The 22,028-nt window shown below is 70.2% G+C and carries 25 protein-coding genes; 7 read left to right on the top strand and 18 right to left on the bottom strand.

The annotated features are described in order from the left end of the window. Window positions 1–226: 226 nt before the first annotated feature. The 3 genes from ACFYTQ_RS31185 (at window position 227) to ACFYTQ_RS31175 (ending at window position 1,856) form a co-directional block, all read left to right on the top strand. Window positions 227–583 carry a VOC family protein gene (locus ACFYTQ_RS31185; RefSeq protein ID WP_387368757.1) on the top strand — a complete coding sequence of 119 codons (357 nt, stop codon included), beginning with the start codon at window positions 227–229 and terminating at the stop codon, window positions 581–583. A 314-nt stretch (window positions 584–897) separates the two neighbouring features. Further along, window positions 898–1,215, top strand: a complete 318-nt coding sequence (locus tag ACFYTQ_RS31180) for a DUF222 domain-containing protein (RefSeq protein WP_387368755.1) — start codon at window positions 898–900, stop codon at window positions 1,213–1,215. Window positions 1,216–1,433: 218 nt separating this feature from the next. Continuing rightward, the gene (locus ACFYTQ_RS31175; protein ID WP_387368753.1) at window positions 1,434–1,856 is read left to right on the top strand and encodes a hypothetical protein; all 423 of its coding nucleotides are present in this window, start codon (window positions 1,434–1,436) and stop codon (window positions 1,854–1,856) included. Window positions 1,857–1,865: 9 nt separating this feature from the next. Here ACFYTQ_RS31175 and holA read toward each other — a convergent pair whose 3' ends face one another. The 6 genes from holA to ACFYTQ_RS31145 all read right to left on the bottom strand — a co-directional run bounded on the left by holA (window position 1,866) and on the right by ACFYTQ_RS31145 (window position 7,606). Next, window positions 1,866–2,840: a DNA polymerase III subunit delta gene (gene holA, locus ACFYTQ_RS31170; RefSeq protein WP_387368751.1), complete on the bottom strand. Its 975-nt coding sequence runs from the start codon at window positions 2,838–2,840 to the stop codon at window positions 1,866–1,868. Next, window positions 2,837–3,622: a MerR family transcriptional regulator gene (locus ACFYTQ_RS31165; RefSeq protein WP_387368749.1), complete on the bottom strand. Its 786-nt coding sequence runs from the start codon at window positions 3,620–3,622 to the stop codon at window positions 2,837–2,839. Before ACFYTQ_RS31165 ends, holA begins: the two co-directional genes overlap by 4 nt. After that, window positions 3,619–4,407 (bottom strand): alpha/beta fold hydrolase, encoded by a 789-nt coding sequence (locus tag ACFYTQ_RS31160; RefSeq protein ID WP_387368747.1) that lies wholly within the window; start codon window positions 4,405–4,407, stop codon window positions 3,619–3,621. Before ACFYTQ_RS31160 ends, ACFYTQ_RS31165 begins: the two co-directional genes overlap by 4 nt. 35 nt (window positions 4,408–4,442) lie before the next feature. Then, complete coding sequence (locus ACFYTQ_RS31155) at window positions 4,443–5,972, bottom strand: ComEC/Rec2 family competence protein (protein ID WP_387368745.1); 1,530 nt, start codon at window positions 5,970–5,972, stop codon at window positions 4,443–4,445. Beyond that, window positions 5,969–6,901: a helix-hairpin-helix domain-containing protein gene (locus ACFYTQ_RS31150; protein ID WP_387368743.1), complete on the bottom strand. Its 933-nt coding sequence runs from the start codon at window positions 6,899–6,901 to the stop codon at window positions 5,969–5,971. Before ACFYTQ_RS31150 ends, ACFYTQ_RS31155 begins: the two co-directional genes overlap by 4 nt. 102 nt (window positions 6,902–7,003) lie before the next feature. Continuing rightward, window positions 7,004–7,606, bottom strand: coding sequence for a winged helix-turn-helix transcriptional regulator (locus tag ACFYTQ_RS31145; protein WP_387368741.1), 603 nt, complete (start codon window positions 7,604–7,606; stop codon window positions 7,004–7,006). A 92-nt stretch (window positions 7,607–7,698) separates the two neighbouring features. Here ACFYTQ_RS31145 and ACFYTQ_RS31140 point away from each other — a divergent pair, with 92 nt between their 5' ends. Continuing rightward, window positions 7,699–8,910 (top strand): pyridoxal phosphate-dependent aminotransferase, encoded by a 1,212-nt coding sequence (locus ACFYTQ_RS31140; protein ID WP_387368739.1) that lies wholly within the window; start codon window positions 7,699–7,701, stop codon window positions 8,908–8,910. On the opposite strand, the gene ACFYTQ_RS31135 is transcribed toward ACFYTQ_RS31140, so the two are convergent. From ACFYTQ_RS31135 to ACFYTQ_RS31090, 10 genes are all read right to left on the bottom strand, one after another. Beyond that, complete coding sequence (locus tag ACFYTQ_RS31135; protein ID WP_387368737.1) at window positions 8,911–9,753, bottom strand: DegV family protein; 843 nt, start codon at window positions 9,751–9,753, stop codon at window positions 8,911–8,913. A gap of 3 nt (window positions 9,754–9,756) precedes the next feature. Further along, the gene (octT, locus tag ACFYTQ_RS31130; RefSeq protein ID WP_387368735.1) at window positions 9,757–10,485 is read right to left on the bottom strand and encodes a diglucosylglycerate octanoyltransferase; all 729 of its coding nucleotides are present in this window, start codon (window positions 10,483–10,485) and stop codon (window positions 9,757–9,759) included. After that, entirely contained in the window at window positions 10,475–11,101 is a 627-nt protein-coding gene (locus tag ACFYTQ_RS31125; protein WP_387369016.1) for a histidine phosphatase family protein, read from the bottom strand. Before ACFYTQ_RS31125 ends, octT begins: the two co-directional genes overlap by 11 nt. Before the next feature lie 29 nt (window positions 11,102–11,130). Then, complete coding sequence (gene rsfS / locus ACFYTQ_RS31120; protein ID WP_387368733.1) at window positions 11,131–11,517, bottom strand: ribosome silencing factor; 387 nt, start codon at window positions 11,515–11,517, stop codon at window positions 11,131–11,133. Next, entirely contained in the window at window positions 11,514–12,161 is a 648-nt protein-coding gene (gene nadD / locus ACFYTQ_RS31115; RefSeq protein WP_387368731.1) for a nicotinate-nucleotide adenylyltransferase, read from the bottom strand. Before nadD ends, rsfS begins: the two co-directional genes overlap by 4 nt. A 32-nt stretch (window positions 12,162–12,193) precedes the next feature. Beyond that, a complete protein-coding gene (locus tag ACFYTQ_RS31110) occupies window positions 12,194–12,526 on the bottom strand; it encodes an MmcQ/YjbR family DNA-binding protein (protein WP_387368729.1) in 333 nt (110 codons plus the stop codon). 9 nt (window positions 12,527–12,535) lie between these two features. Next, entirely contained in the window at window positions 12,536–13,981 is a 1,446-nt protein-coding gene (locus ACFYTQ_RS31105; protein ID WP_387369014.1) for a VWA domain-containing protein, read from the bottom strand. Window positions 13,982–14,012: 31 nt separating this feature from the next. Continuing rightward, the gene (locus ACFYTQ_RS31100) at window positions 14,013–14,888 is read right to left on the bottom strand and encodes an AAA family ATPase (protein ID WP_387368727.1); all 876 of its coding nucleotides are present in this window, start codon (window positions 14,886–14,888) and stop codon (window positions 14,013–14,015) included. Window positions 14,889–14,971: 83 nt separating this feature from the next. After that, the gene (locus ACFYTQ_RS31095) at window positions 14,972–16,240 is read right to left on the bottom strand and encodes a glutamate-5-semialdehyde dehydrogenase (protein ID WP_387368725.1); all 1,269 of its coding nucleotides are present in this window, start codon (window positions 16,238–16,240) and stop codon (window positions 14,972–14,974) included. Between the two features lie 56 nt (window positions 16,241–16,296). After that, the gene (locus ACFYTQ_RS31090) at window positions 16,297–16,632 is read right to left on the bottom strand and encodes a hypothetical protein (protein ID WP_387368723.1); all 336 of its coding nucleotides are present in this window, start codon (window positions 16,630–16,632) and stop codon (window positions 16,297–16,299) included. A 33-nt stretch (window positions 16,633–16,665) separates the two neighbouring features. Here ACFYTQ_RS31090 and ACFYTQ_RS31085 point away from each other — a divergent pair, with 33 nt between their 5' ends. Next, the gene (locus ACFYTQ_RS31085; protein WP_387368721.1) at window positions 16,666–17,526 is read left to right on the top strand and encodes a ribokinase; all 861 of its coding nucleotides are present in this window, start codon (window positions 16,666–16,668) and stop codon (window positions 17,524–17,526) included. Here ACFYTQ_RS31085 and ACFYTQ_RS31080 read toward each other — a convergent pair. Both ACFYTQ_RS31080 and ACFYTQ_RS31075 read right to left on the bottom strand, forming a co-directional pair. Next, entirely contained in the window at window positions 17,514–18,311 is a 798-nt protein-coding gene (locus ACFYTQ_RS31080; protein ID WP_387368719.1) for an NAD(P)H-binding protein, read from the bottom strand. The genes ACFYTQ_RS31085 and ACFYTQ_RS31080 overlap by 13 nt on opposite strands. Window positions 18,312–18,550: 239 nt before the next feature. Next, window positions 18,551–19,117: a TetR/AcrR family transcriptional regulator gene (locus ACFYTQ_RS31075; protein ID WP_387368717.1), complete on the bottom strand. Its 567-nt coding sequence runs from the start codon at window positions 19,115–19,117 to the stop codon at window positions 18,551–18,553. A 121-nt stretch (window positions 19,118–19,238) separates the two neighbouring features. Between ACFYTQ_RS31075 and ACFYTQ_RS31070 the strand changes: the two genes are divergently transcribed. Next, window positions 19,239–20,909: a nitroreductase family deazaflavin-dependent oxidoreductase gene (locus ACFYTQ_RS31070; protein ID WP_387368715.1), complete on the top strand. Its 1,671-nt coding sequence runs from the start codon at window positions 19,239–19,241 to the stop codon at window positions 20,907–20,909. Between the two features lie 75 nt (window positions 20,910–20,984). After that, window positions 20,985–21,758, top strand: coding sequence for an IclR family transcriptional regulator (locus ACFYTQ_RS31065; protein ID WP_387368713.1), 774 nt, complete (start codon window positions 20,985–20,987; stop codon window positions 21,756–21,758). The last annotated feature ends 270 nt before the right edge of the window (window positions 21,759–22,028 follow it).

Here is a 22,028-nt window from a genome sequence, read left to right as displayed (position 1 = left end):
GTAATGCCGATGAGCGCGCATTCTCGCTGAGGCGCGCATGTGGAATGTGATCTTGTGGCGCAACACATCTCACGATCGGTACGGAATTCCGTTCACCGCACGGCCCGCCTCCGCAGGCCCTACCGTGAACGTGCAGAGCTTCCCCTTACCACCGAGAGGAACCGCTGACAGCCAGCACCCTACCCAAGATCAGCGATCTCGAACCAAAGTCGGCTAAGGTGACGGAATGGTCATGCGGGTGGCGGTTCCCGTGCTGCCGTGCCGAGATGTGCAGGCAGCGCGGTCGTACTTCACGGACGTGCTCGGATTCGACACCATATTCACCTGGGAGACCCCACCGAGCTACGCGGCCGTGATCCGCGACACCGCCGAGTTCCACCTATACGCCGAAAGCAGCGTCGGCCCGGCCAGGGTGGTGGTTGTCGTCGACGACGTCGATTCCTGCCACGACGAGCTGCGCGCCCGCGGCGCCGACATCGTCGAGCCACTGGCTGACCGGCCCTACGGGATGCGCGACTTCCATGTACGGACACCCGATGGGCACTTGTTGATCTTTAGCCAGCCGCTTACCGAGCACGGGTGACCATCAGCGGACTGTCCAGGACGAAGATCTGGACAGCCGTCTCCAATACGTGCCTGCGGGAATGCCAGCCAGTCGAGCGAACCTCGAAACCGGCACTCCCCCTGCCGCTCTCAGGGCCTCCCCGGCCAGTACCGACAACACCACCCGCACCTTGTCCTCGACCGGAATCGTCAACCGCCGTGACCTCGCCGCGGACCGGCTCCCTTCCTGATCTTGTGCTCGGAGCACAAACCGAGCAACCCTGCCGGAAGGTTCGACGCGCTGGAAGCCCAATTCATCGAACACGCGTTCGATCATCGGCTACACTGCTCCGCGTGAAGACACCTTCGACTGCACTGGCCCCGGACTCTCCGGCACGCAGCTGGTCGGACCTCGCCGATGTCGACCTCCTGCGCACCCTCGTCGAAACCGAACGCCACCGCCGCCGCCTCGGCGCCGCCATGATCGCGGCCGTCGCCGAGGCCGAACGCCGCGGCCTCGCCGCCGACACCGGCTACCACGACACCGCCGAGCTGTTGAGCGACCTGCTCCGGATCACCCCCACCGAGGCACGCCGCCGAATCGAATGCGCCGCCCCGCGCCCCCGCCCGCGCACCCGAAAGCCCTGGCGGGCACTGACAGCGGTGAGCTGAGCCTGATCTCGAACTCATCCATCGTCCATCAGGCCCTCACCGCTCCGCACGCCGAACAGCGTCCGTCAGCGGCATAGTCGAATCCCGACCGAACCAACGCAGCTACGCGGCGCGCGACAGCCCTCCACCGGACTACGGGAAGGCCGAAGCGGATCCTGAGACGGTTCTTGTGGGAGGATCTCGGGATGCGAAAAGCCTTGTCGGTCATGATTGTTGCGGTGGGCGCTGTGTTCGGTGCGGTCGGGGGCGGGACCGCGTCCGCGGATTCGAACAGCGACGGGGCTCGGGACGCGGCATGTGAATTCGCGCGGAACCTGTCGAGTTACGACTATCGGGATGTGGACGGCTACAACGCGCGAGTGCTCGCACTGACCACCGGTGAGTTGCGGGAGAGGTTGAGCCGGTCGCAGGCCACGCTCGCGCAACTGCTGATCGCCCGGCAGGTGCATGCCGAGGCGGGCAAGGTGGTGTGCGACGTCGAGTCGGATTCCGGTGTGAGCGTGCGGGTTCGGGTGGCCGCCGAGCAGGTCGTGACATCGCAGGAAAGCGGGCAGCCGCAGTCGAGCACAACCGATATGGTCGTGACCGAGCAGAACGTCGACGGGCTGTGGCTCGCGTCGGATATGGACACAGTGGGATGACGCGGGCGCCTACCGCTGGGCGGCGTGTAGGTCCAGGATTCGCGAAAGCGCGTGTTCCAGAGCGTAGTTCGTGTCCGCGGCGCCGCCTTTGACGTCGGCGTTGAGGGCGGCCACCACTTGGAGCGCGGTGCCGATGGTGGCGGCCGTCCAGCCGCGGGCCTGAGACTGGGCCTTCTTGACCTTCCAGGGCGGCATGCCGAGTTGGGGGGCGAGTTTGAACGGGTCGCCCCGGCCCGCCGAACCCACCCTGGCGATGGTGTGGACCGAGTCGGCCAGGGCGTCGGCCAGCAGGACCGCGGGGACGCCGCGGTCGGTGGCCCAGCGGAGGGCTTCCATGGCGGCGGGGCGGTCGCCGGAGACGGCCAGGTCGGCGACGTCGAATCCGGTCACCTCGGCCTTGCCCGAGTAGTAGCGGCGGACGGCGGCGACGTCCACCTTGCCGCCGGTGTCGGCGGCGAGCTGGGAGCAGGCGGCGGCCAGTTCGCGGAGATCGGAGCCGACCGCCTCGAGGACCGTCTGCACCACCTCGCCCGGAACGCGCAGACCCGCGGCGCGAAACTCGTTGCGCACGAACTCGACTCGCTCGGCGGCCTTGGTGATCTTGGCGCAGTCGTGGGAGACGGCACCGAGCTTCTGGAGAGCCGGGGCCAGCGCCTTGGCGCGGCCACCGCCGGAGTGCTGGATGATCAGCACCACCCCGTCGGGCGGATCGGTGGCGGCGGCGGTGATGACCGAGACCGCGTCCTTACCCGCCTCGGCCGCCGACTCCAGCACGATGACCCGGTCCTCGGCGAACAGGGAGGGGCTGAGCAGTTCGGCCAGTTCGGGGGTGCTGGCGTCGCCCGCGCGCAGGCGGTCGACCGGCAGCGCGTCCGGGTCGGACGCGTGGGATCGGGCCTGGGCGACGATCGCGGCGACCGCGCGCTCGATGAGCAGCTCTTCCTCACCGAGCACGAGATGTACGGGTGCGGGACGTTCGGTCACGGCGCCGATCCTACGGGCCGGGTCCGACAGCGCCCGACATCGGTCCAACCGGTCCAGCCGCGTTCGGTCAGGAGTTCTGCGAGCCGCCGAGCCGACGGCGCGACCTCGAACGCGAGCCCGTCCAGCAATGCCGCGAGGGCGGGCTCGAGATCCGCGCCGAGGTCGCCTTCGCCGTGTTCGTCGGCCAGCCGCTCGAGATAGGCCGCCATCGTGTCGGCCAGTCGAACCAGTTCCCGGTCGTCGGTCTGGTCCAATGCCTGCCCCAAGGTGAGGTAGAACTCGACCAGCGGCGGATCGTCCAGCTGAATCCGCTTGCGCGCGATCCACTTCGGGATCATCTCGGGCGAGCGGTTGACCAGCGGGATCCACCCGTCGCGTTCCACCCGGACGATCCGTTCGTCGACGCCGAGCGCCCGGAGCCGGTCGAGGAATTCGACCACCTCCGCGGGCAGCACGAGGCCCTCGCCGGCGGTGAGACGCGCGATACGCGCCCGATGCCGTTCCCGCTCGCGGATCTCGGCCCGCAGCCGCGCGTCGATGTCGGCGACCGCCGCGGCGAACTCCGGTTCGGAGGCCACCAGCAGTTCCCGCACGCGGGCGAGTGGCACCCCGGCCTCGGCGAGCGTCCGAATCCTGATCAGGTCGATCAGGGTGGCCGGGGCGTATCGGCGGTAGCCGGAATCGTCCCGGATCGGCTCGGGCAGCAGACCTTTCGCGTGGTAGTACCGGATCGTGCGCGTGGTCACCCCCGCGTGCGCGGCGAGTTCGCCGATGGTCATCATCGGCGGCTCCGGATGATGCGGGCGACACTCTCGGCATGCGTCGTGACCAGCGCGTGCCCGGCGTCGACCCAATGCGTGCGAATGTGGGGCAGTTCGCGGACGAGTCGCTCGACGCCAGTGCGCCAGTTGGCGTTCCATCGCGTCGTCCGCTCGTCGGTCCCGTTCCCGGCCATGGACGTCGACATGATCATGGTGATGGGAACCTCGATCCGGCGATAACGGTCGAGGATGCGGGATCGGACCGCATCGATCTCGACATCGAGATCGAGAATGTCCCGAGCGGTCAGTGCCACCCGCCGCCCGAATTCCGGCTCCCGCGTGAGGTTTTCGATCAGGGCCCGAAACTCCGGCAGGGTGCTGTCGGTGAGGAACGGCTCGGGTACCGGGTCGGCTCCATCGATGACGACGATCTCCGCGGCCGCACGGGGATGCTCGGCGGCGTAGTGCACGATCAGGTCCGCCCCGAGCGAATGCCCGACGAGCACGGGCGGTGACGCCGCCCCGACAAGTCCCGAATCGGCCATTACGGCGGCGAAATCGCCGAGAAACGCCTCGAAGGAATACCGGTCTCCCGCCGAGGATGCGCCGTGACCACGCAGGTCGAAGCTGAGCACATCGAAATCCTCTCGCAGTAGTTCGATCAACTCCTCGTATTCCGCCCGGGTCGACAGCAATCCGGGGCACAGCACCAGGGGCCGCCACCCGTGGCCGCCACGGAACACCGGGATGGTCACCCCGTCGTGGCGAACCGTGAAACTCGATGACGAAGGCTGTGTCGCGGTCATACCGACCATGCTGTGGGCTTGCCCCTGCGTCAAGGTCAACCCGGTCTCCTACCCGGTTTCGATCGGTGCAGGACTCCGACGACGAGGGCCACCGCCACCGCGGTGATCACCCCGCCCGTCACCCCGGTGGGCAGCGGAACGGAAACGCTCAGCGCGGCACCCTCTTCGGCGACCGTGAGCAGCCAGCGCAGGAGCGGACCCGTCACCTCGAGCAGGAACACCGCCGCGGGCATCCACACGCAGGCCACCACCGCGGCCACCGCGCCCAGCACGGTGATCGGCGCGACCACCGGTTCGGCCAGCACGTTGGCCAGGATCGCCGTGGGCGCGAGATGACCGGTGAGCCCGACGATCACGGGCGCGGTGAGCAGGAACGCGGCCGTCGCGACCGCGAACGCCTCGGCCACCATCCGCGGCCACCCGCGCTCCCGCAGCCGGTGCGCCCAGTCCGGAGCCACCAGGACGAGACCCGCGGTGGCCGAGACCGACAGCGCGAACCCGACGTCGAGCGAGAGCCGGGGCGAATACGCGAGCAACCCGATCACCGCCGCGCACAGCGCCGGGAACGCCTGTCTTCGGCGCCCGGTCACCAGGGCCACGATGGCTATGCCGCCCATGGCCGCCGCCCGCAGCACCGACGGGGACGGTCGCGCGAGTACGACGAACGCCACCAGCGCCACCGCCGCCAGTGCCACCGCGACGCGCAGATCCACCGTGCACGCGCGCGCCGAAACCAGCACGGCCGCAAGCACGATCGACACATTCGTCCCCGACACCGCGATCAGATGCGCCAGATCGGTCGCCCGGAAGTTCTCGTACACCTCGTCGGGCAGCCGCGACACGTCCCCGTCGACCATGCCGGGCAACAGTCCCGCCGCGTCCGGGGCCAGCGCCCGCGCCGCGGCCTCGGTGAGACGCTCCCGCACCGATCCGGCCGCCCGCTGCCACCACGGCGCCGCGCCGACCGCCACCGGCGTGCCCTGCGCCCGCAACACCGCCACCGTCAGATCCCGCCGCCACGCCCGATCGACCCGGGCCCGGAACCGCAGCGGCTGGCCGGGCAGCACCGTCGACCACGACTCCCCGGATCCCACCACGAGCACCGCCCCACCCGCCCGCACCGCCTCCGAACCGCGCCGATACTCCCGCAACCCCACCTGCACCAGCCACTGCCGCCCACCGAAGGCCTTGGTGCGCAACGGCTTCGGATCGCCCGTCGGCACCACCTCCGCCGTGACCGTCGTCCCGGCCGCGAGCCGCGCCAGCGGATGCCCGGCGACCTCGTGCTCCTGCCACGCCGCCGCCCCGGCGAATCCGGCCCCGGCGAGCAGTGCCGCCACCAACGCCGCCACCGCCGTTCGGGCGCTACGCCGCCGATTCCGGAACAGCAACCAGGACAACCCGATTCCCGCGAGACCGAACACCCCGGCGAGCACCACCCCGAACCGCCATCCCAGCAGAATCGTCCCCGCCACTCCCGCCCAGCCCACTGCGGCCGTCGGCAGCAACCTCAGATCCAGCGGCTGCGGAACGGAGATCGGCTCCCGGCCCACCGCCCCGTTCACAGCGTCACCAACGGAAGGATCCGAGCCGACCGCGCGGGACCGATGCCCGGCACCTCGGCGAGTTGATCGAGACTGCTGAACCGCCCGTGCTCGCCGCGCCAGGTGAGGATGGCCCGCGCGGTCGTCGGTCCGATCCCCGGCAGCGTGTCCAGTTCGGCCTCGGTGGCCGTGTTCAGGTTCACCTTCGCCTGCGGACTCGCGGACGACGGACCCGCCGGTTGCCCCGCCACGATGATCGCGCTGCCGAGTCGCGGTGCGCCCGAATCGGTTCCGTGCGCGCCCACCACGACCTGATCGCCGTCGCCGAGCCGCCGGGCCAGATTGAGCGTCGACAGATCCGCGCCGTCCCGGGCGATCGCGGCCGACACCGCGTCGGCGACGCGCGCCCCCGACGGCAGATGCAGCAGCCCGGGTCGCTCGACCATGCCGACCACACTGACCACCAGTTCACCGGCCCGGCCGCCCGCCGTCGGTTCGACCGGTTTCGCGGCGGGCACGACACCGGTCGGAGTTGCCTCCACCGTCGTCCCCGCCGTCGTCTCCGCCGCCAGGATCGATGGGCTCGCCGCCACACGCACCGTCGGCAACGGCGGAACCGCGTGCGGCACAGGTTTTTCCCGCTGCACGGCCGCGGCCGCCAGCACCAGCGCGAACACACCGATCGCCGCGAGCACCAGCACCCCACGCCGCCCCGGATCCCAGCGCGTCCCCCGGAACCGCTCCGGCACCAGCCGCTCGTGCCACACCGACACGCCGCCGGAGGGCTCGCTCAACCACTGCGGAGTGCGCGGCTCCGCCACGTACTCGTCGTCGTACCGGTCGTCGGGGCCGGGATCGAACTCATCCTGATCCCAGCCGCCGCCCCGGCTCGCGCGCCCGTTCTCGAGCGCACCCAATCGCTCTCGCACCCGCTCGTCGTCTCGTGCCATGTCCGACACGCTAGGCCGATGCCGCCGCGTCGCTCGGCGGCCGACCTGGGCTTTCGACAAACCTGTGGACAACTTTTCGGCTGTGGACAACCGAGCCCGAACTCAGTCCACCGCAACCCGATTCGGCCAGGTCACCTCGGGTAGCGCGGCCTCCAGCGTGCGACTCCCGTTCACCACCGCCGTCGCGGCGGACAGGTCGAGATCCAGCACCACATCCGCCGCCTCCGCCGGACCGTCGCGATGCACCACCCCGGACTCGTCGCTGATCACGTGGAAGACGGTGTCCCCGATCCGCACCGTCGCCGTGCCCCGGCCGATCCGCTCGGCGATGAGCCGCCCCAACGGCAACGCGAACCAGTGCGCGCGCACGGCGTCGGTCGCCCGTCGCTCCCCGAGAAGCGTTGTGCCCCAGGCCGACAGCGCCTCCAGCACCGGACGCAGTCCCAGCCCGGCCGCCGTCAGCTCGTACAACGCCGTCGACGCCCGCGGCCCGACGCGGCGTCGGGTCAGGATGCCGTCGCGTTCGAGGTCCTTGAGGCGGGCGGCGAGCATATCGGTGCTGATGCCGGGCAGGTCGGCGAACAGGTCGCTGTAACGGCGTGGGCCCGAACACAATTCGCGGACCACCAGCAGGCTCCAGCGGTCGCCGACGAGGTCGAGGGCGCGGCTCGCGGGGCAGTAGTGGTCGTAGCTTCGGCGTGGCACGATCCCACTGTAGCGGGCCGCTTGGAAAATCCAAGTGCATACTTTGAGATTCCAAGTAGAGTGTGCGGCAACCGCATCGAGAAGGGACGTCCATGCAGGTCAAGCAGTCCAGCAAGCTGGCGGGAGTGTCGTACGAGATCCGCGGCCCGGTGGCCGAGCACGCCGCGCGGCTGGAGGCCGAGGGCCACCACGTGGTGAAACTCAACACCGGCAACCCGCTGCTGTTCGGCTTCGAGGCGCCGCCGGAGATCCTCCAGGACATCGTCCGCAATCTGCCGGGCTCGAGCGGTTACTGCACGTCCAAGGGATTGCTGTCGGCCCGGCGCGCGGTCGTGCAGTACTACCAGACCCTGGGGGTCGACGACGTGGACGTCGAGGAGGTCTTCCTCGGCAACGGCGTCTCCGAGTTGATCATGATGGCGATGACGGCGCTGCTGGAGAACGGCGACGAGGTCCTCGTCCCCGCCCCGGACTTCCCGCTCTGGACCGCCTCGACCACGCTCAACGGCGGCCGTCCGGTGCACTACCTGTGCGACGAGGAGTCGGACTGGTACCCGGATCTCGCCGATATCGAGGCCAAGATCACCGACCGCACCCGCGCGCTGGTGATCATCAACCCGAACAATCCGACGGGCGCGGTCTATCCGCCGGAGGTGTTGCGGCAACTGCTCGAGATCGCGCGACGGCACAACCTGGTGGTCTTCTCCGACGAGATCTACGACAAGATCCGCTACGACGACATCCCGCACACCGCCACCGCCGCCCTCGCCCCCGACCTGCTCTGCCTCACCTTCTCCGGCCTGTCGAAGTCCTACCGCTGCGCGGGTTTCCGCTCGGGCTGGATGGTGGTGTCGGGTCCGACGCAGCACGCGGCGAGCTACCTGGAGGGCCTGACCATGCTGGCCGGGTTGCGGCTGTGCGCGAATGTGCCCGCGCAGCAGGCGATTCAGGCCGCGCTCGGCGGCTATCAGAGCATCCGGGATCTCGTCCTGCCCGGCGGTCGGCTGCGTGAGCAGCGGGATCGCGCGTGGGAGGCGCTCACCGCGATCCCCGGCGTCTCGTGCGTGCGGCCGAAGGGCGCGCTCTACGCCTTCCCGCGCATCGATCTGGACATGTACCCGATCCACGACGACGAGCGCTTCGTGCTGGACCTGCTGTTGCAGGAGAAGATCCACATCGTGCAGGGCACCGGCTTCAATTGGCCACGCCCCGACCACTTCCGGATCCTGACCCTCCCGCACGCCGACGATCTGGAGGCGATCATCGAACGCATCGGCCGCTTCCTGGCGACCTACCGGCAGTGACTAGCCGCAGCCGCCCGGCACCACCACCACGCCCACCGCGCCCGGCCCCAGATGCACCGCGAGGGTGGGCCCGAATTCGGCGCTGATCACCTCGCGGAGGCCGGGGACGAGGTTCTCGAGCTGACCGGCGAGGGTGGCGGCGGCCTCGGGGGCGGCCAGGTGCTGCACGGCGATCGCCGCGCCGTCCGCGCCCGCCGCGTCCACCGCGGCGGCCACCAGTTTCGCGAACGCCTTGCTGCGGGTGCGGGCCTTCTCGTGCAATTCCAGTCGGCCGTCGGCGATCCGGAGGATGGGCTTGGTGACCAGTTCGGTGCCGAAGAAGGCGGCCGCCGTGCTCAGCCGGCCGCCGCGGCGCAACTGCTCGGTCCGATTCACGACGATGAAGGCGCGCCCCCGGTTCGCGGCGGTCACGGCCGTGTCGTAGACGCCGTCGAGCGGCGCGCCCGCGGCCGCGCGACGAGCGGCGGCCAGCACGGGCAGACCCGTACCCAGTCCCGCGCTGAGCGAATCCACCAGGTGCACATGCTCGCTCGCGCCCAGATCGTGGATCGCCTGACGGCCCGCCTCCCAGGTGGCCGACAGCTGCCGGGAGATGTGCACGGCCACCACACCGTCGCCGCCGCTGCGTTCCAACGCCCGCTCGTAGACCTCGCGCAGTTCCCCCGGCGAGGCCGCCGAGGTGCTGACGGTGGCGGAGGTGTAGTCGATCTCGCAGGTGTCCACGCCCTCGCGCAGCGCGCGATCGTCGACGAGCACGTGCAGCGGCACCACCTCGATGCCCAGTTCCGCGACCGGTCCGGCGGGCAGGCTCGCGGCGGAATCGGTCACAACCACGACGGCCATGTGCTAGCGCACCTCCGAGACGACCTTCACCATGGCCCGCGCGACCGCGGTGTGGCCCTCCCACCCCCAATGGATGCCGTCCGGATTCGCGTCGCCGGAGAAGATGTTGTCGCGCACCGCCTCGCCCAGATCCACCAGCGGCACACCGGTTTTCGCCGACCAGTCGGACAGCGCCCGCACCGCCGGTTCCCGCCCGGCGTGCACCCGGCCGTACGCCGCGCAGTCGTGCACCGAGGGCAGCACGGCGACCACGAGCAGATCCGGCCGCAACTGGGCGAGGGCGTCGCGGCACTGCTCCAGGTAGTCGACGCTCACCCGCGGCGGAAGCGCCACCGGCCGGCCCAGTTTCGACAACCGCGGTTGCAGCCACTGGTATCCGGTCCGCACCGCGCGCCGCAGCAGCGGGGGCCGCAGATAGCGGATCAGTTCGCGCAGCGCGGTCGGCAGCGGCGACGGCAGGCTGTCCATGCCGCCGGTCGCGAACACCACCGCGCCCGCGCGCGGCACGGCCGCCCACACCCGGGGATCGCCGATCAGCGCCCAGTAGGCGTCGCGACAGGTCCAGCCGATGCGGGCGACGAGTTCCACATCCCAATCCAGTTCGGCGCCCACCAGATTCGGCCAGATCCGCGGATCGTTGGCGGGCAGACCGCCCCGGGGCCCGAAGTACGCCAGCGAATCGGCGATCACCAGCAGTACGGGCCGCGGTTCGTCGCTGTTCTCAGAGGACATCGGGTGCTACCTTCGCCGCCGCGTTCCACACATCGAGCCGCCACCCGGGCTGTTCGATGCTCGGACCGTGACTGCTCAGCTGCACCCAACTGGTGTTGGCCAGCCCGCCCAGCACCGGCCAGTTCTTCTCCGGCAGATCCAGCAGAGCCGCGGTCAGCGCCGCGATCAACCCGCCGTGCGCGACCAGGATGATGGTACGGCCGGGCCAGTCGGCGCGCTCGGCGAACAGTTCGCGCACCACCGGCAGCGCCCGCGCGCCCACCTCGAGCTTGCTCTCCCCGCCGGGCGGGGTGTAGGTCGGATCCAGCCGCCACTGCTGCCGCGCGCCCGGGTACTGCGCGTCGACCTCGATGTGCGTCAGGCCCTCCCAGACGCCGAGGCTGGTCTCGCGCAGCCGCGGATCGGGCACCACGTCGAGGTCGGTGTGGTCGGCCAGGGCCGTCGCGGTGTCGAGGGCGCGCCGCAGATCCGAGGACAGGATCGCGATCGCCTCGTGCGAAACCAGTTCGCGCGCCGCGTCCTTGGCCTGACGGCGGCCCAGTTCGCTGAGGTCGGTGTCGATCTGGCCCTGCATGCGGTCGGCGGCGTTCCACTCGGTCTGCCCGTGCCGCAACATGATCAGGCGACGCACGCCGGCGTGTCTGTTCACTCGGCGTCCCCGGTCCGGGGGTCGCCCAGACCCGGCACCGGGATCTGCGGGCAGTCCTTCCAGAGTCGTTCCAGCGCATAGAAATTGCGCTCGTCGCTGTGCTGGATGTGCACGACGACCTCGACGTAGTCCAACAGCACCCACCGGCCCTCGCGGGTGCCCTCCCGGCGCACCGGCTTGTGCCCGGCCTCGCGCAACTTCTCCTCGACGCTGTCGACGATCGCGTTGACCTGCCGCTCGTTGGGGGCCGAGGCGATCACGAAGCAGTCGGTGATCACCAACTGCTCGGACACGTCCAGCACCACCACGTCGGAGGCCAGTTTATCGTCGGCCGCGCGCGCGGCGATCTGCGCCATGTCGACCGCTTCGGCGGATGCAGTCATGCTGTTTCCGTCACCTTCCCGTTCCCGTTCGGCACGTACAAATGCCGCTTCGATATGTACTGCACGACCCCGTCCGGGACGAGATACCACACCGGCCGCCCCTCGGCGGCGCGCCGACGGCACTCGCTCGACGAGATGGCCAGCGCCGGAATCTCGATGACGGTCACCGCGTCGGCCGGGCTGTCGCGCAGATGCTCGGCGAGATGGTCGACGTTCAGGTCGTACCCCGGACGGCTCACGCCGACGAACCTCGCCAGCTCGAACAGTTCGGCCCAATCCTGCCATGTCAGGATGTTGGCCAGCGCGTCCGCTCCGGTGATGAAGTACAGGTCCGCGTCCGGATACAGCTTCTGCAGGTCGCGCAGGGTGTCGACGGTGTAGGTCTCCTTACCCCGATCGATGTCGACCCGGCTCACCGAGAAGCTCGGATTGGAGGCGGTCGCGATGACCGTCATCAGATACCGGTCCTCCGCCGCGCTGACCTGGCGACGGGACTTCTGCCACGGCTCCCCGGTCGGGACGAAGATCACCTCGTCCAGGGCGAACCGATTGGCGACCTCGCTGGCGGCCACCAGATGCCCGTGATGGATCGGGTCGAACGTCCCGCCCATCACACCCAGCTTGCGCCGACCTGTTTCCTGCACGAACGGTGAGCCTAGCGAGCGGTGGGCGGTCGTCAGAGCGCGGGCCGCTTGGATTTCGGCAGTTTCGCCACGATCGCGTCGTAGGAGATATCGATGAGCTCGCGCAGTTCGTCGAGCGGGACCGCACCGCCGAGCCGGATGGTGTTCCAGCCGTAGCGGCCGATGTAGGCCGAGGCCGTCACGTCGTCGGGGTACACGCGCACGAGTTCGTCGGCCTCCTCGCGAGTGCGCCCGCATTTCAGCGTCACCGACTCCGCGCCGACGAACGCGAAGATCTTGTCGCCGACCTTGGCGACCACATCGCCCTCCCACGGCTCGTCCTGGTACGCGCCGGGTTTGGTCAGGCAGTAGGGCATGAGATCCATCGTCACCTCCTACACGGGGAGCAACCGGCTCACGACGGCGGTCAGTTGCCGCGCCGAACGGCATTCGTGCATCTCGACGATCTCGGCGTAGCGGCGGGCCGCGGAATCGCCTGTGCCCCACATCTTCTCGGCTTCCGGATTGAGCCAGTAGGCGTGTTTGGCCACCCCGGCGAGTTCGCGCAGCGTGTCCAGGGCCGGATCGCGGTAGTTGGTGCGGGCGTCGCCGAGCACCAGCAGGGAGGTGCGGCTGGTGACCGCCTCCGGGTAGTCCTCGGCGAACATGCGCAGCGCGGTGCCGTAGTCGGAGTGGCCCTCGATGCCGACGACCCTGGTCTCGGTGAAGATCCGCCGGGTCACCCGATCCAGCGGCGTCACCTGGTCGAACAGGTGGGTGACCTCGTCGACGCGGTCCACGAACGCGAAGATCCGCACCCGCGAGAACTGTTCGCGCAGCGAGTTCACCAGCATCATGGTGAAACTGGAGAATCCGGCCACCGAACCCGAGATGTCGCACAGCAGCACCAGATCCGGGCGCGTGGGCCGGGGCTTGCGCGCGGCGAGCTTGATCGGGACGCCGCCGGTGGACATGGATTTGCGCAGCGTCTTGCGCAGGTCGATCTCGCCGCGGCGGGCGCGGCGGCGGCGCGCGGCCAGCCGGGCCGCCAGCACCCGCGCCAAACGCTGACTGCCCCGGCGCAATTCGGCCAGTTCGCTCTCGGAGATGCGCAGGAAGTCCGCGTCCTCGGCCTGCCGTTGCACGCCGTAGGTGGCGACGCGTTCGCGGCCGATGCGTTCGGCGACGCGGCGGCGGGTCTCGGCCTCGACCGTGCCGCGGAAATCGCGCACCCGCTGCCGGGCGGCGCGGCGGGCGACCTCGGTGTCGAAATCCGAATTGTCGCCGCCCGCGGCCAATCCCGCGAGAATCTTGCTGATCAGCAGTTCGGGCTGAAGTTCCTTGAGCGTCTGATACGCCGAGAACGACGGGCCGTTGGCGGACTGGTACTGGCCCATCTGCTCGACCATCTGCGCCGCCAACGCCTGGAGTTCGCGGGTCCGCTGCCCCGACGGGTCGGCGGACAGCAACTCCGCCAACATCTTCCGCAGTTCGAAGATGTCGACCTCGCCGTCGGCCCGGCGCGGGATCTCCACCTCCTGCGCGGCGGCCCGCTGGCCGAGCGCGGCGGGGAACCACAGGTCGAACAGGCCGTCGAAGGTGGCGCGCTGGGTGGATCGCCGGACCAGCGCGCAGGCCAAGCCCTCGCGCAGCATCTCCCGATCCATCAGATCCAGCACGGTGAGGACCTGCCCGGCGTCGACGGTCTCCGACGGACCGACCGCGATGCCGCGGGCGCGCAGGGCGTCGACGAATCCGACGAGGTGCCCCGGGAAACCGTGCGGCGCAAGCGCGTTCGGCTCCTCCGGGCCGTCCTCCCGGCCGCGCAGCGCCGAGGAGATCAACGCGCGGGCGGGGGTGCGCCTGCTCACCTCACGCCAGCTTCAGCTCGGCCAGCGCTCGCTGATGGTCGCTCTGGTGTTTGAGGATCACGCCGAGGGTGGCGCGCACGGTCTTGTCGTCGAGATCCTTCAGGCCCAGCGCCAGCAGCGTGCGACCCCAGTCGATGGATTCGGCCACCGACGGCAGCTTCTTCAACTGCATACCGCGCAGCACGTGCACGACCCGGACCAGTTGCGCGGCGACCGCGGGCTTCAGTTCGGGGACGCGGCTGGCGAGGATGCGGCGCTCGAGTTCCTCGTCGGGGAAGTCGATGTGCAGGTACAGACAGCGTCGCTTGAGCGCCTCGGACAGTTCGCGCGTCGCGTTGGAGGTGAGGACCGTGAACGGGCGGCGGACCGCGGCGATGGTGCCGAGTTCGGGGACGGTCACGGCGAAGTCGGAGAGCACCTCGAGCATGAGGCCCTCGATCTCGACATCGGCCTTGTCGGCCTCGTCGATGAGCAGCACGGTCGGGTCGGTGCGCCGGATCGCGGTCAGCAGCGGCCGCGAGAGCAGGAACTCCTCGCTGAACACGTCGGCCTTCGTTTCGGCCCAACCGTTCTCGCTCGACGCCTGGATGCGCAGGATCTGCTTGGCGTGGTTCCACTCGTAGAGCGCCCGCGCCTCATCGATCCCCTCGTAGCACTGCAAACGCACCAACTCGGCACCGGTCGCCTGCCCGACCGCCCGCGCCAACTCGGTCTTGCCGACACCGGCGGGCCCCTCGATCAACAACGGCTTGCCGAGCCGATCCGCCAGGAACACCGAGGTCGCGGTCGCCTTGTCGGCCAGATAGCCGGTCGTGGCGAGCCGCTCGATCACATCGTCGACCGACGCGAAGATCGGCTCGTGCACTGCGGTCTGCACTGGTGCGGTCCTCCTCGGTCCCGGCACACGCGGATATGCGCCGTAAAACGTCCGCGTCCGACGTTACACACCCACGCCGGAAATCAAACAGGCCGGATTTGGCCGTCGCCCCAGACGATCCATTTGGTCGAGGTGAGTTCCGGCAAACCCATGGGTCCGCGGGCGTGCAGTTTCTGGGTGGAGATGCCGATCTCGGCGCCGAAGCCGAACTGTTCGCCGTCGGTGAAGGCGGTGGAGGCGTTGACCATGACGGCGGCGGCGTCGACGCGGTTGGTGAACTCGCGGGCCGCGCGCAGGTCGGCGGTGACGATGGCCTCGGTGTGGCCGGTGCCCCAATGGTTGATGTGCTCGACGGCGGCGTCGAGGTCGTCGACCACCTTCAGAGCGATGTCGAGCGACAGGTACTCGTCGGCCCAGTCCTCGTCGGTCGCCGGGACCAGGCCGGGCAGATCGCCGTGCACGGTGACGCCCGCGCCCTCGAGCGCGCCGATCAGGCGGGGCACCGCGACCTCGGCGACGGCCTTGTCGATCAGCACGGTCTCGGCGGTGTTGCACACGCTCGGGCGGCGGGTCTTGGCGTTGAGCAGGATCGATTCGGCCATATCCAGATCGGCGGCGGCGTGCACGTAGACGTGGCAGTTGCCGGTGCCGGTCTCGATGGTCGGCACCTGCGCGTCGCGCACGACCGCGTTGATCAGGCCCGCGCCGCCGCGCGGGATCACCACGTCCACCAGACCGCGCGCCTGGATCAGATGGGTCACGCTGGACCGGTCCGCGCTGGGCAACAGTTGCACCGCGTCCCGCGGAACGCCTTGCGCCGCAAGGGCTTCACGCAGCACCTCGACCAGCGCGGCATTGGACCGGGCCGCCGAGGACGACCCACGCAGCAGCGCCGCGTTCCCCGACTTCAACGCCAGCCCGAACGCGTCCACGGTGACATTGGGCCGCGCCTCGTACACCATCCCGACCACACCCAGCGGCACCCGCACCTGCCGGATCTCGAGCCCGTTCGGCAGCGTCGACCCGCGCACCACATCACCCACCGGATCCGGCAACCCCGCGACCTGACGCAACCCCGAGGCGATGCCGTCGATCCGGGCCTCGGTCAGCCGCAGGCGATCGAGCAGCGAATCGGCCGTGCCCGCGGCGCGCGCGGTCTCGATGTCCTCGGCATTGGCGGCGAGCACCCGATCCTTGGCGGCGAGCAGGGCGTCGGCCGCCGCGTGCAGCACGGTGTCCTTCTCGGCGGTGGTCAGCTGGGCGAGCGTCCGCGAGGCCACCCGAGCGCGGCGCGCGGCATCGTGCACCGCCGCCCGGACGTCGTCCAGTTCGGTGGCAGTGGGGGCAGTCATGGGACACAGGATATCCCGCTCGGCGAACAGGGCCGGACAGAGAACGACCATCCTCCCTAACCGGCGAATCGCGCCGCGATCTCCCGCAACCGGGTCGCGGCCGTGGCGGCATCGGTTGCCGTGATGTTCACCCCGGGCATCCGCGCGGCCCGCTCAACCTGATCGGCCAGCCGCCGATACGCCGCCGCGGCGAACTCTCGGCAGGGCAGGCAGGTCACCTTCTCCGGCCGCGCGGAGGTCATCGAGAAGGCCGCGCGCACACCGCATCCCGTGGTGACCGCGCCGGGCGTGTCGGGGGCGAAGCCGAGTACCGAGACCATGGCGTTGCGCACGTCGGCCCCGGCCGCCACGACCTTGCGGTCGACATGGATGTGCGGATCGGTGTCTGTCATCGCGATGTCCCCTTCGGCGACTACGGTGCGATTATGGCGCGCATCGCGGTGGTGGGCAGTATCAATCTGGATCTGGTGACGACGACCGCGCGACGGCCCGAGCCCGGGGAGACCGTCCTGGGGAGCGGGTTCGAGACGGTGCCGGGCGGGAAGGGGTCCAATCAGGCGATCGCCGCGCGGCGGGCGGGCGCGGAGGTCGATTTCGTGGGCGCGGTGGGCGACGATCTGTTCGCGGCCGAACTGCGGACGGCGCTCGACGACGCGGGGGTCGGGACGGCCCGATTGCGGACCGTCGCGGGGCCCAGCGGCGTCGCCACCATCGTCGTGGACGCCTCCGGCGAGAACACCATCATCGTGGTGGGCGGCGCCAACGCCCGCATGACCGAGCTGTCCCAGCCCGACCTCGCCACGATCGCCGCCGCGGATCTGCTGTTGTGCCAGTTGGAGATTCCGATCCAGACGGTACTGGCCGCGGCCCACCACGCCCGCGCTCACGGCACGACGGTGGTGCTGAATCCCTCACCCGCGCAGGATCTTCCACCGGAACTGTGGCACGCCGTCGACATCGCCGTGGTGAACGAGGGCGAGGCCCGGCGACTGGGTTCGGCGCTCGATCCCGTGCCGCACGTCGTCACCACCCGCGGCGGCGCGGGCGCGCGGTACCGGGGACCCGAGGGCGAATTCGACGATCCCGGCGTCACCGTCGAGGTCGTCGACACCACCGGCGCGGGCGACACCTTCACCGGCGCCCTGGCCGCGCACTGGCACGAGGGTCCCCGGGCCGCGCTGGCCTGGGCGTGCGCCGCGGGCGCGCTGGCGACCACGAAACTCGGTGCCAGCGCGTCGATTCCGGATGCCGAGGAGATCGAACGCTTGCTGGCTCAGCGGAACTGATCGACGTTGGCCGCGGCCCATTCCGCGAAGGTGGTGGCGGGCCGACCGGTGAGATCGGCGATGGTCGTGGTCGGCCGCTGCGGATCGTCGATGGAGGCGGCGAGGCCCTCCACGTACCACCGCGCGAACTCCTCCCCCATCGCCGGCGCCAGCACGGCCACCGCCTCCGCCTCGCTCACGGTGGCCACGGGGATCTCGCGGCCGAGCGCGCGACCCAGCTCACGAATCCGCTCCGCCCGCGTAATGGTGTCCGGTCCCGTCAGCGTATAGGTGGCTCCCGCGTGCCCGTCCTGGGTGAGCACGGCGGCGGCCACCCGCGCGATATCGTCCATGGCGACGGGCGCGTTCGCCGCCTCCGGATACGCCTCCCGCACTTGCCCTTCCCGAATCTGCTCGGCCCACATCACACTGTTGTCGGCGAACTCCCCCGCCGACAGATGGGTGTAATCCACCCCCGACTTCTCCACCGCTCGCGCGATCGGCACCCAATGCGCGTCGCCCGACAGATCCACGATGTGCCCGACCCCCGCCCGCCGCGCGAGATCGACCACCTCCTCGACGGTCGGCAGATACGGCGCGAGATACATCCGATCCACCCCCTCGAACGCGGCGGGCAGCGTCTCCACCCGCCCGAGGAACCCACGCACGACCTCCACCCCCGACGGCAACCCGGCCCGCTCGGGCCGATTCGACAGCGCCCGAACATCATCCGCCCCCGCCGCGAGGAGATGATCCACAACCTTCCGCCCGATGTTCCCGGTGGCCCCGGTAACCAGAATCGTCATGCCCGCCAAGCTACCCGCCCCACCCCCCGGAGCGCACATGGATATCTCCCGAAACATATTGCGCCCGAACGCTATTGACAAATCCGCGCGAGTCGCGTCTACGGCATCCGAGCGAGCCGAAACCACCCGCGTTCACGGCGCGTCCGGGCGCAGCAACACCCGCGCTCACGGCCGCATGAGTAAGCCGGGCCAGCAACAGAATTCGACCGAGCCGATGCGAATATGGGGCAGCGACGCGGTCAGGCCGCTCGGGTGTGCTGGGCCACCAGGGCCGACAGTTGCGCGCCGACACGTTCGAGGGGCGTCACCGAGCGCGTCGCCAGGGCCATCACCACCGCTCCCTCGACCGCGGCGACGATGGTGGTGGCCAGTGAGCGCGCGGTCTCCGCGTCCACGCGTTCGGCGCGCAGCCGCTCGGCGACGATGGTCTCCCATTCGGTGAACGCCTCCCCCGCCGCGTCGGCCGCCGCGGGGGCCTCCGAACGGCCCAGTGCCGCGGACACGATCGGACAGCCCGCGGTGAAATCGCTCGACACCAGCATCTCGCTCCAGATCGACGGGAACGACGCCAGGCAGCTCGCCAGATCCGCGCCCGCGACGGCCGTGCGGATGAGCGCGCTGTAGGCCCGCCCGGCGACCCGCGTGGCCTCGGTGACCAGCTCCGATTTGCCGCCGGGGAAGTTCAGGTACACCGAGCGGCGCGAGATGCCGCTGTGCTCGAGCAGCTGAGCGATGCCCGTCCCCGCGACCCCGTGGCGGCCCAGCAGTTCCACGGCGCTGTCGATGAGACGATCCCGGGCTCCCATGTCGCGACCCCTTCCTGCGCGCTGTCCGTCCGCCCAGCCTACCTTGCCGTAGACCGATCGGTGTACTACCGTCACGCTAAACCAATCGGTCTACCCGGGACCGGACGGAAGGAGCACGACCATGGCCACGCTGACCGATCCGCTCACCCTTCCCTGCGGGCAGGTGCTGCCGAACCGCCTCATGAAGGCCGCCCTGAGCGAAGGTCTCGGCACCGCGGACCACGGGCCCGACGAACGGCTGGAACGCCTGTTCCGCCGTTGGGGCGCAGGTGGTTTCGGCCTCGTCGTCACCGGCAACGTCATGATCGACCGCACCCAGCTCGGCGAGCCCGGCAATGTCGCGATCGAGGACGAGCGGCACCTCGACGGGCTCACCCGCTGGGCCAAGGCCGCCAAGGACGGCGGCACCCCGGTGTGGATGCAGCTCAATCACCCTGGGCGGCAAGCGAATCCGCTGGCCTCGCGCCGCCGCCCGGTCGCGCCGTCGGCGGTGGCGCTCGACATCCCCGGCATGCCCACCCCGCGCGAGCTGACCGAGCCCGAAATCCTCGATCTCGTCACCCGTTTCGCCACCGCCGCCCGGGTGGCGGAGGCAGCGGGCTTCGACGGCGTGCAGATCCACGGCGCGCACGGCTACCTGGTCTCGCAGTTCCTCTCCCCGCTGACCAACCGGCGCACCGACGCGTGGGGCGGCGACGCGTCGCGCCGGTCACGGTTCGTGCTCGAGGTGGCGCGGGCCATTCGCGCGGCCGTGAGTCCGGGATTCGCGGTCGCCGTCAAACTGAACTCCGCCGATTTCCAGCGCGGCGGCCTCACCGAGGACGAGTCGCGCGGGGTGATCGAACTGCTGGCGGCCGAACGGCTGGACCTCATCGAAATCAGCGGCGGCAGTTACGAATCCCCGGCGATGATGGGCCGCTCGGCGAGCACGCGCGCCCGCGAGGCGTACTTCCTCGACTACGCCGAGACCGTGCGGCGCACCGCGACCACGGTTCCGTTGGCGGTGACCGGCGGGTTCCGGACCCAATCGGCGATGGCCGAGGCGGTGGGATCGGACGCCTGCGACGTCATCGGGCTCGGTCGCCCGTCGGCCGTATTCACCAGCGCCGCAAGCGATCTCCTCAGCGACGGTGTCGACGCGCTGCGTCCGCCCGCGATCACGCTCGGCCTGCGCGGCAATTCGCGGGGGCTGAAGGCGCTCGACGGCGCGGTGGATCTGCAATGGCACACCGATCAGCTGCATCGGCTCGGGGCGGGGCTCGATCCCGATCCGGGACGGTCGCCGTGGCGCACGGCGGTGAGCATGGTGCGCCGCAACGGTTTCGACAGCGTGCGGCCCAAACGCGGTCACACCGGCGGCGAGCGGCAGGCGCGCAAGTTCGCCGTCGAACGCGCGGTGGGCCGGTATGTGGCCAATCCGCTGTTCCGCGTCCTGGATCGGATCGGCGTGCGGTCCGACTTCGCCGCCGAACTCGAGACGATCGGCCGCAAGTCGGGACAACCGCGCCGGGTGAACGTGTCGGCGCTGTTCGACGCCGACGGCGCGTGGCTGATCTGCCAGCACGGGATGCGTTCGGGCTGGGGCAACAATGTGCGCGCGAATCCGGAAGTGCGGCTGCGCCAAGGGGATCGGTGGCGCACCGGCCGCGCCGAGCTGCGCCCCGACGACGATGTGGTGGCGCGGGCGAAGGCGTTCGCTCCGCATCCGCGGCTGGCGGCGTTCACAGCGGCGAGCTTCGCGGCCTTGCAGACGACGCCGGTGTCGGTGCGGGTCACCTTCACAGATAGGTAATTCCACGGATTCGGTACGGGGCCGGTACGGAGCAGGGTGAGGGGTGACCCGACGGATGCGCCCACGGAGGTACCCATGACCGTCACCGCGCTGGCCGCGCGGCCGGTGTCGATGATCGAGCGGATGACGCTGATCCTCGACGCGTTCGACGCCGCCACCCCCACCCTGACGCTGCTCGAACTCGTCGACCGGACGGGCCTGCCGCGCTCGACGGTGCATCGCATCCTCGACCAGATGATCCGCCTGCGCTGGCTCACCCACACCTCCGGCGGCTACCGCCTGGGCCTGCGCGCCCTGGAGCTGGGCGGTCTCACCGCCGATCACAACGAGATCCGCGACGCCGTCGGTCCGCTGCTGCACGAGCTGTGCCAGCGCACCGGCCTCGTCGGCCACCTGGCGGTCCTCGACGGCCGCGACGTGGTGTACCTCGAGAAGGCGGGCGGCCGCTTCTCCGCCGCCCTCCCCACCCGCCTCGGCGGCCGAATGCCCGCCCACGCAACGGCTCTCGGCAAGGCCATGCTCGCCGCCCTCGACCCCGACATCACCGAGGCCGCCTTCCACACCCGCCTCCCCCGCCTCACCCCCCACACCATCGCCGACCCCGCCCCCCTCCACCGCGAACTGGCCCGAATCCGCCAACGCCAAGGCATAGCCACCGCCCGAGAAGAAGCCGTCCTCGGCATAACCTGCGCCGCCGCCCCCATCCACCCCCGCGGCACACCCCCCGCCGCCCTCTCCCTCTCCACCCGCCCCGACACCCTCAACCTCCCCCGCCTCTCCCGAATCCTCCTGGAGTTCTCCCACGAAGCCACCCGCACCCTGACCCCCCACCGCACCCCCTGGCGCTGACCCTTCATCCCCTGGCCCCACCACCTACGTCGCACTGGCGCCCTACACCAGTAGGCGCGCACTCCCCCAGACACGGACATCCCGGCCGCACTCCCAAGGAAAGGCACCCAAGCCTCGGATTCCCAGGTACGGGCATCCCAACCGAGCACTCCCCCAAAGGCCAGGCAACCCAGGGCCGCAGGGAGTGTCGGAATTTTTGTGGGCAGAACGGTGAATTGTCCTGCTAGTTTCCGGTTATCCGCTCACCATAGTGCAGGGCGAGCGTGTTGA

The organism is Nocardia sp. NPDC004068, from assembly GCF_042874315.1.
In the GTDB taxonomy this organism is placed as follows: Bacteria; Actinomycetota; Actinomycetes; order Mycobacteriales; family Mycobacteriaceae; genus Nocardia.
This window is presented reverse-complemented; position numbering and strand designations above follow the sequence as displayed.

Excerpts from the sequence above, each read along its gene's own strand:
- rsfS (WP_387368733.1), bottom strand. The coding sequence starts at position 11,517 with ATGACTGCATCCGCCGAAGCGGTCGACATGGCGCAGATCGCCGCGCGC.
- ACFYTQ_RS31160 (WP_387368747.1), bottom strand. The coding sequence starts at position 4,407 with ATGACCGCGACACAGCCTTCGTCATCGAGTTTCACGGTTCGCCACGAC.
- ACFYTQ_RS31185 (WP_387368757.1), top strand. The coding sequence starts at position 227 with ATGGTCATGCGGGTGGCGGTTCCCGTGCTGCCGTGCCGAGATGTGCAG.
- octT (WP_387368735.1), bottom strand. The coding sequence starts at position 10,485 with ATGTCCTCTGAGAACAGCGACGAACCGCGGCCCGTACTGCTGGTGATC.
- ACFYTQ_RS31140 (WP_387368739.1), top strand. The coding sequence starts at position 7,699 with ATGCAGGTCAAGCAGTCCAGCAAGCTGGCGGGAGTGTCGTACGAGATC.
- ACFYTQ_RS31095 (WP_387368725.1), bottom strand. The coding sequence starts at position 16,240 with ATGACTGCCCCCACTGCCACCGAACTGGACGACGTCCGGGCGGCGGTG.
- ACFYTQ_RS31125 (WP_387369016.1), bottom strand. The coding sequence starts at position 11,101 with ATGTTGCGGCACGGGCAGACCGAGTGGAACGCCGCCGACCGCATGCAG.
- ACFYTQ_RS31080 (WP_387368719.1), bottom strand. The coding sequence starts at position 18,311 with ATGACGATTCTGGTTACCGGGGCCACCGGGAACATCGGGCGGAAGGTT.
- ACFYTQ_RS31070 (WP_387368715.1), top strand. The coding sequence starts at position 19,239 with ATGGCCACGCTGACCGATCCGCTCACCCTTCCCTGCGGGCAGGTGCTG.
- ACFYTQ_RS31165 (WP_387368749.1), bottom strand. The coding sequence starts at position 3,622 with ATGATGACCATCGGCGAACTCGCCGCGCACGCGGGGGTGACCACGCGC.
- ACFYTQ_RS31085 (WP_387368721.1), top strand. The coding sequence starts at position 16,666 with ATGGCGCGCATCGCGGTGGTGGGCAGTATCAATCTGGATCTGGTGACG.
- ACFYTQ_RS31075 (WP_387368717.1), bottom strand. The coding sequence starts at position 19,117 with ATGGGAGCCCGGGATCGTCTCATCGACAGCGCCGTGGAACTGCTGGGC.
- ACFYTQ_RS31150 (WP_387368743.1), bottom strand. The coding sequence starts at position 6,901 with ATGGCACGAGACGACGAGCGGGTGCGAGAGCGATTGGGTGCGCTCGAG.
- ACFYTQ_RS31065 (WP_387368713.1), top strand. The coding sequence starts at position 20,985 with ATGACCGTCACCGCGCTGGCCGCGCGGCCGGTGTCGATGATCGAGCGG.
- ACFYTQ_RS31110 (WP_387368729.1), bottom strand. The coding sequence starts at position 12,526 with ATGGATCTCATGCCCTACTGCCTGACCAAACCCGGCGCGTACCAGGAC.
- ACFYTQ_RS31090 (WP_387368723.1), bottom strand. The coding sequence starts at position 16,632 with ATGACAGACACCGATCCGCACATCCATGTCGACCGCAAGGTCGTGGCG.
- ACFYTQ_RS31135 (WP_387368737.1), bottom strand. The coding sequence starts at position 9,753 with ATGGCCGTCGTGGTTGTGACCGATTCCGCCGCGAGCCTGCCCGCCGGA.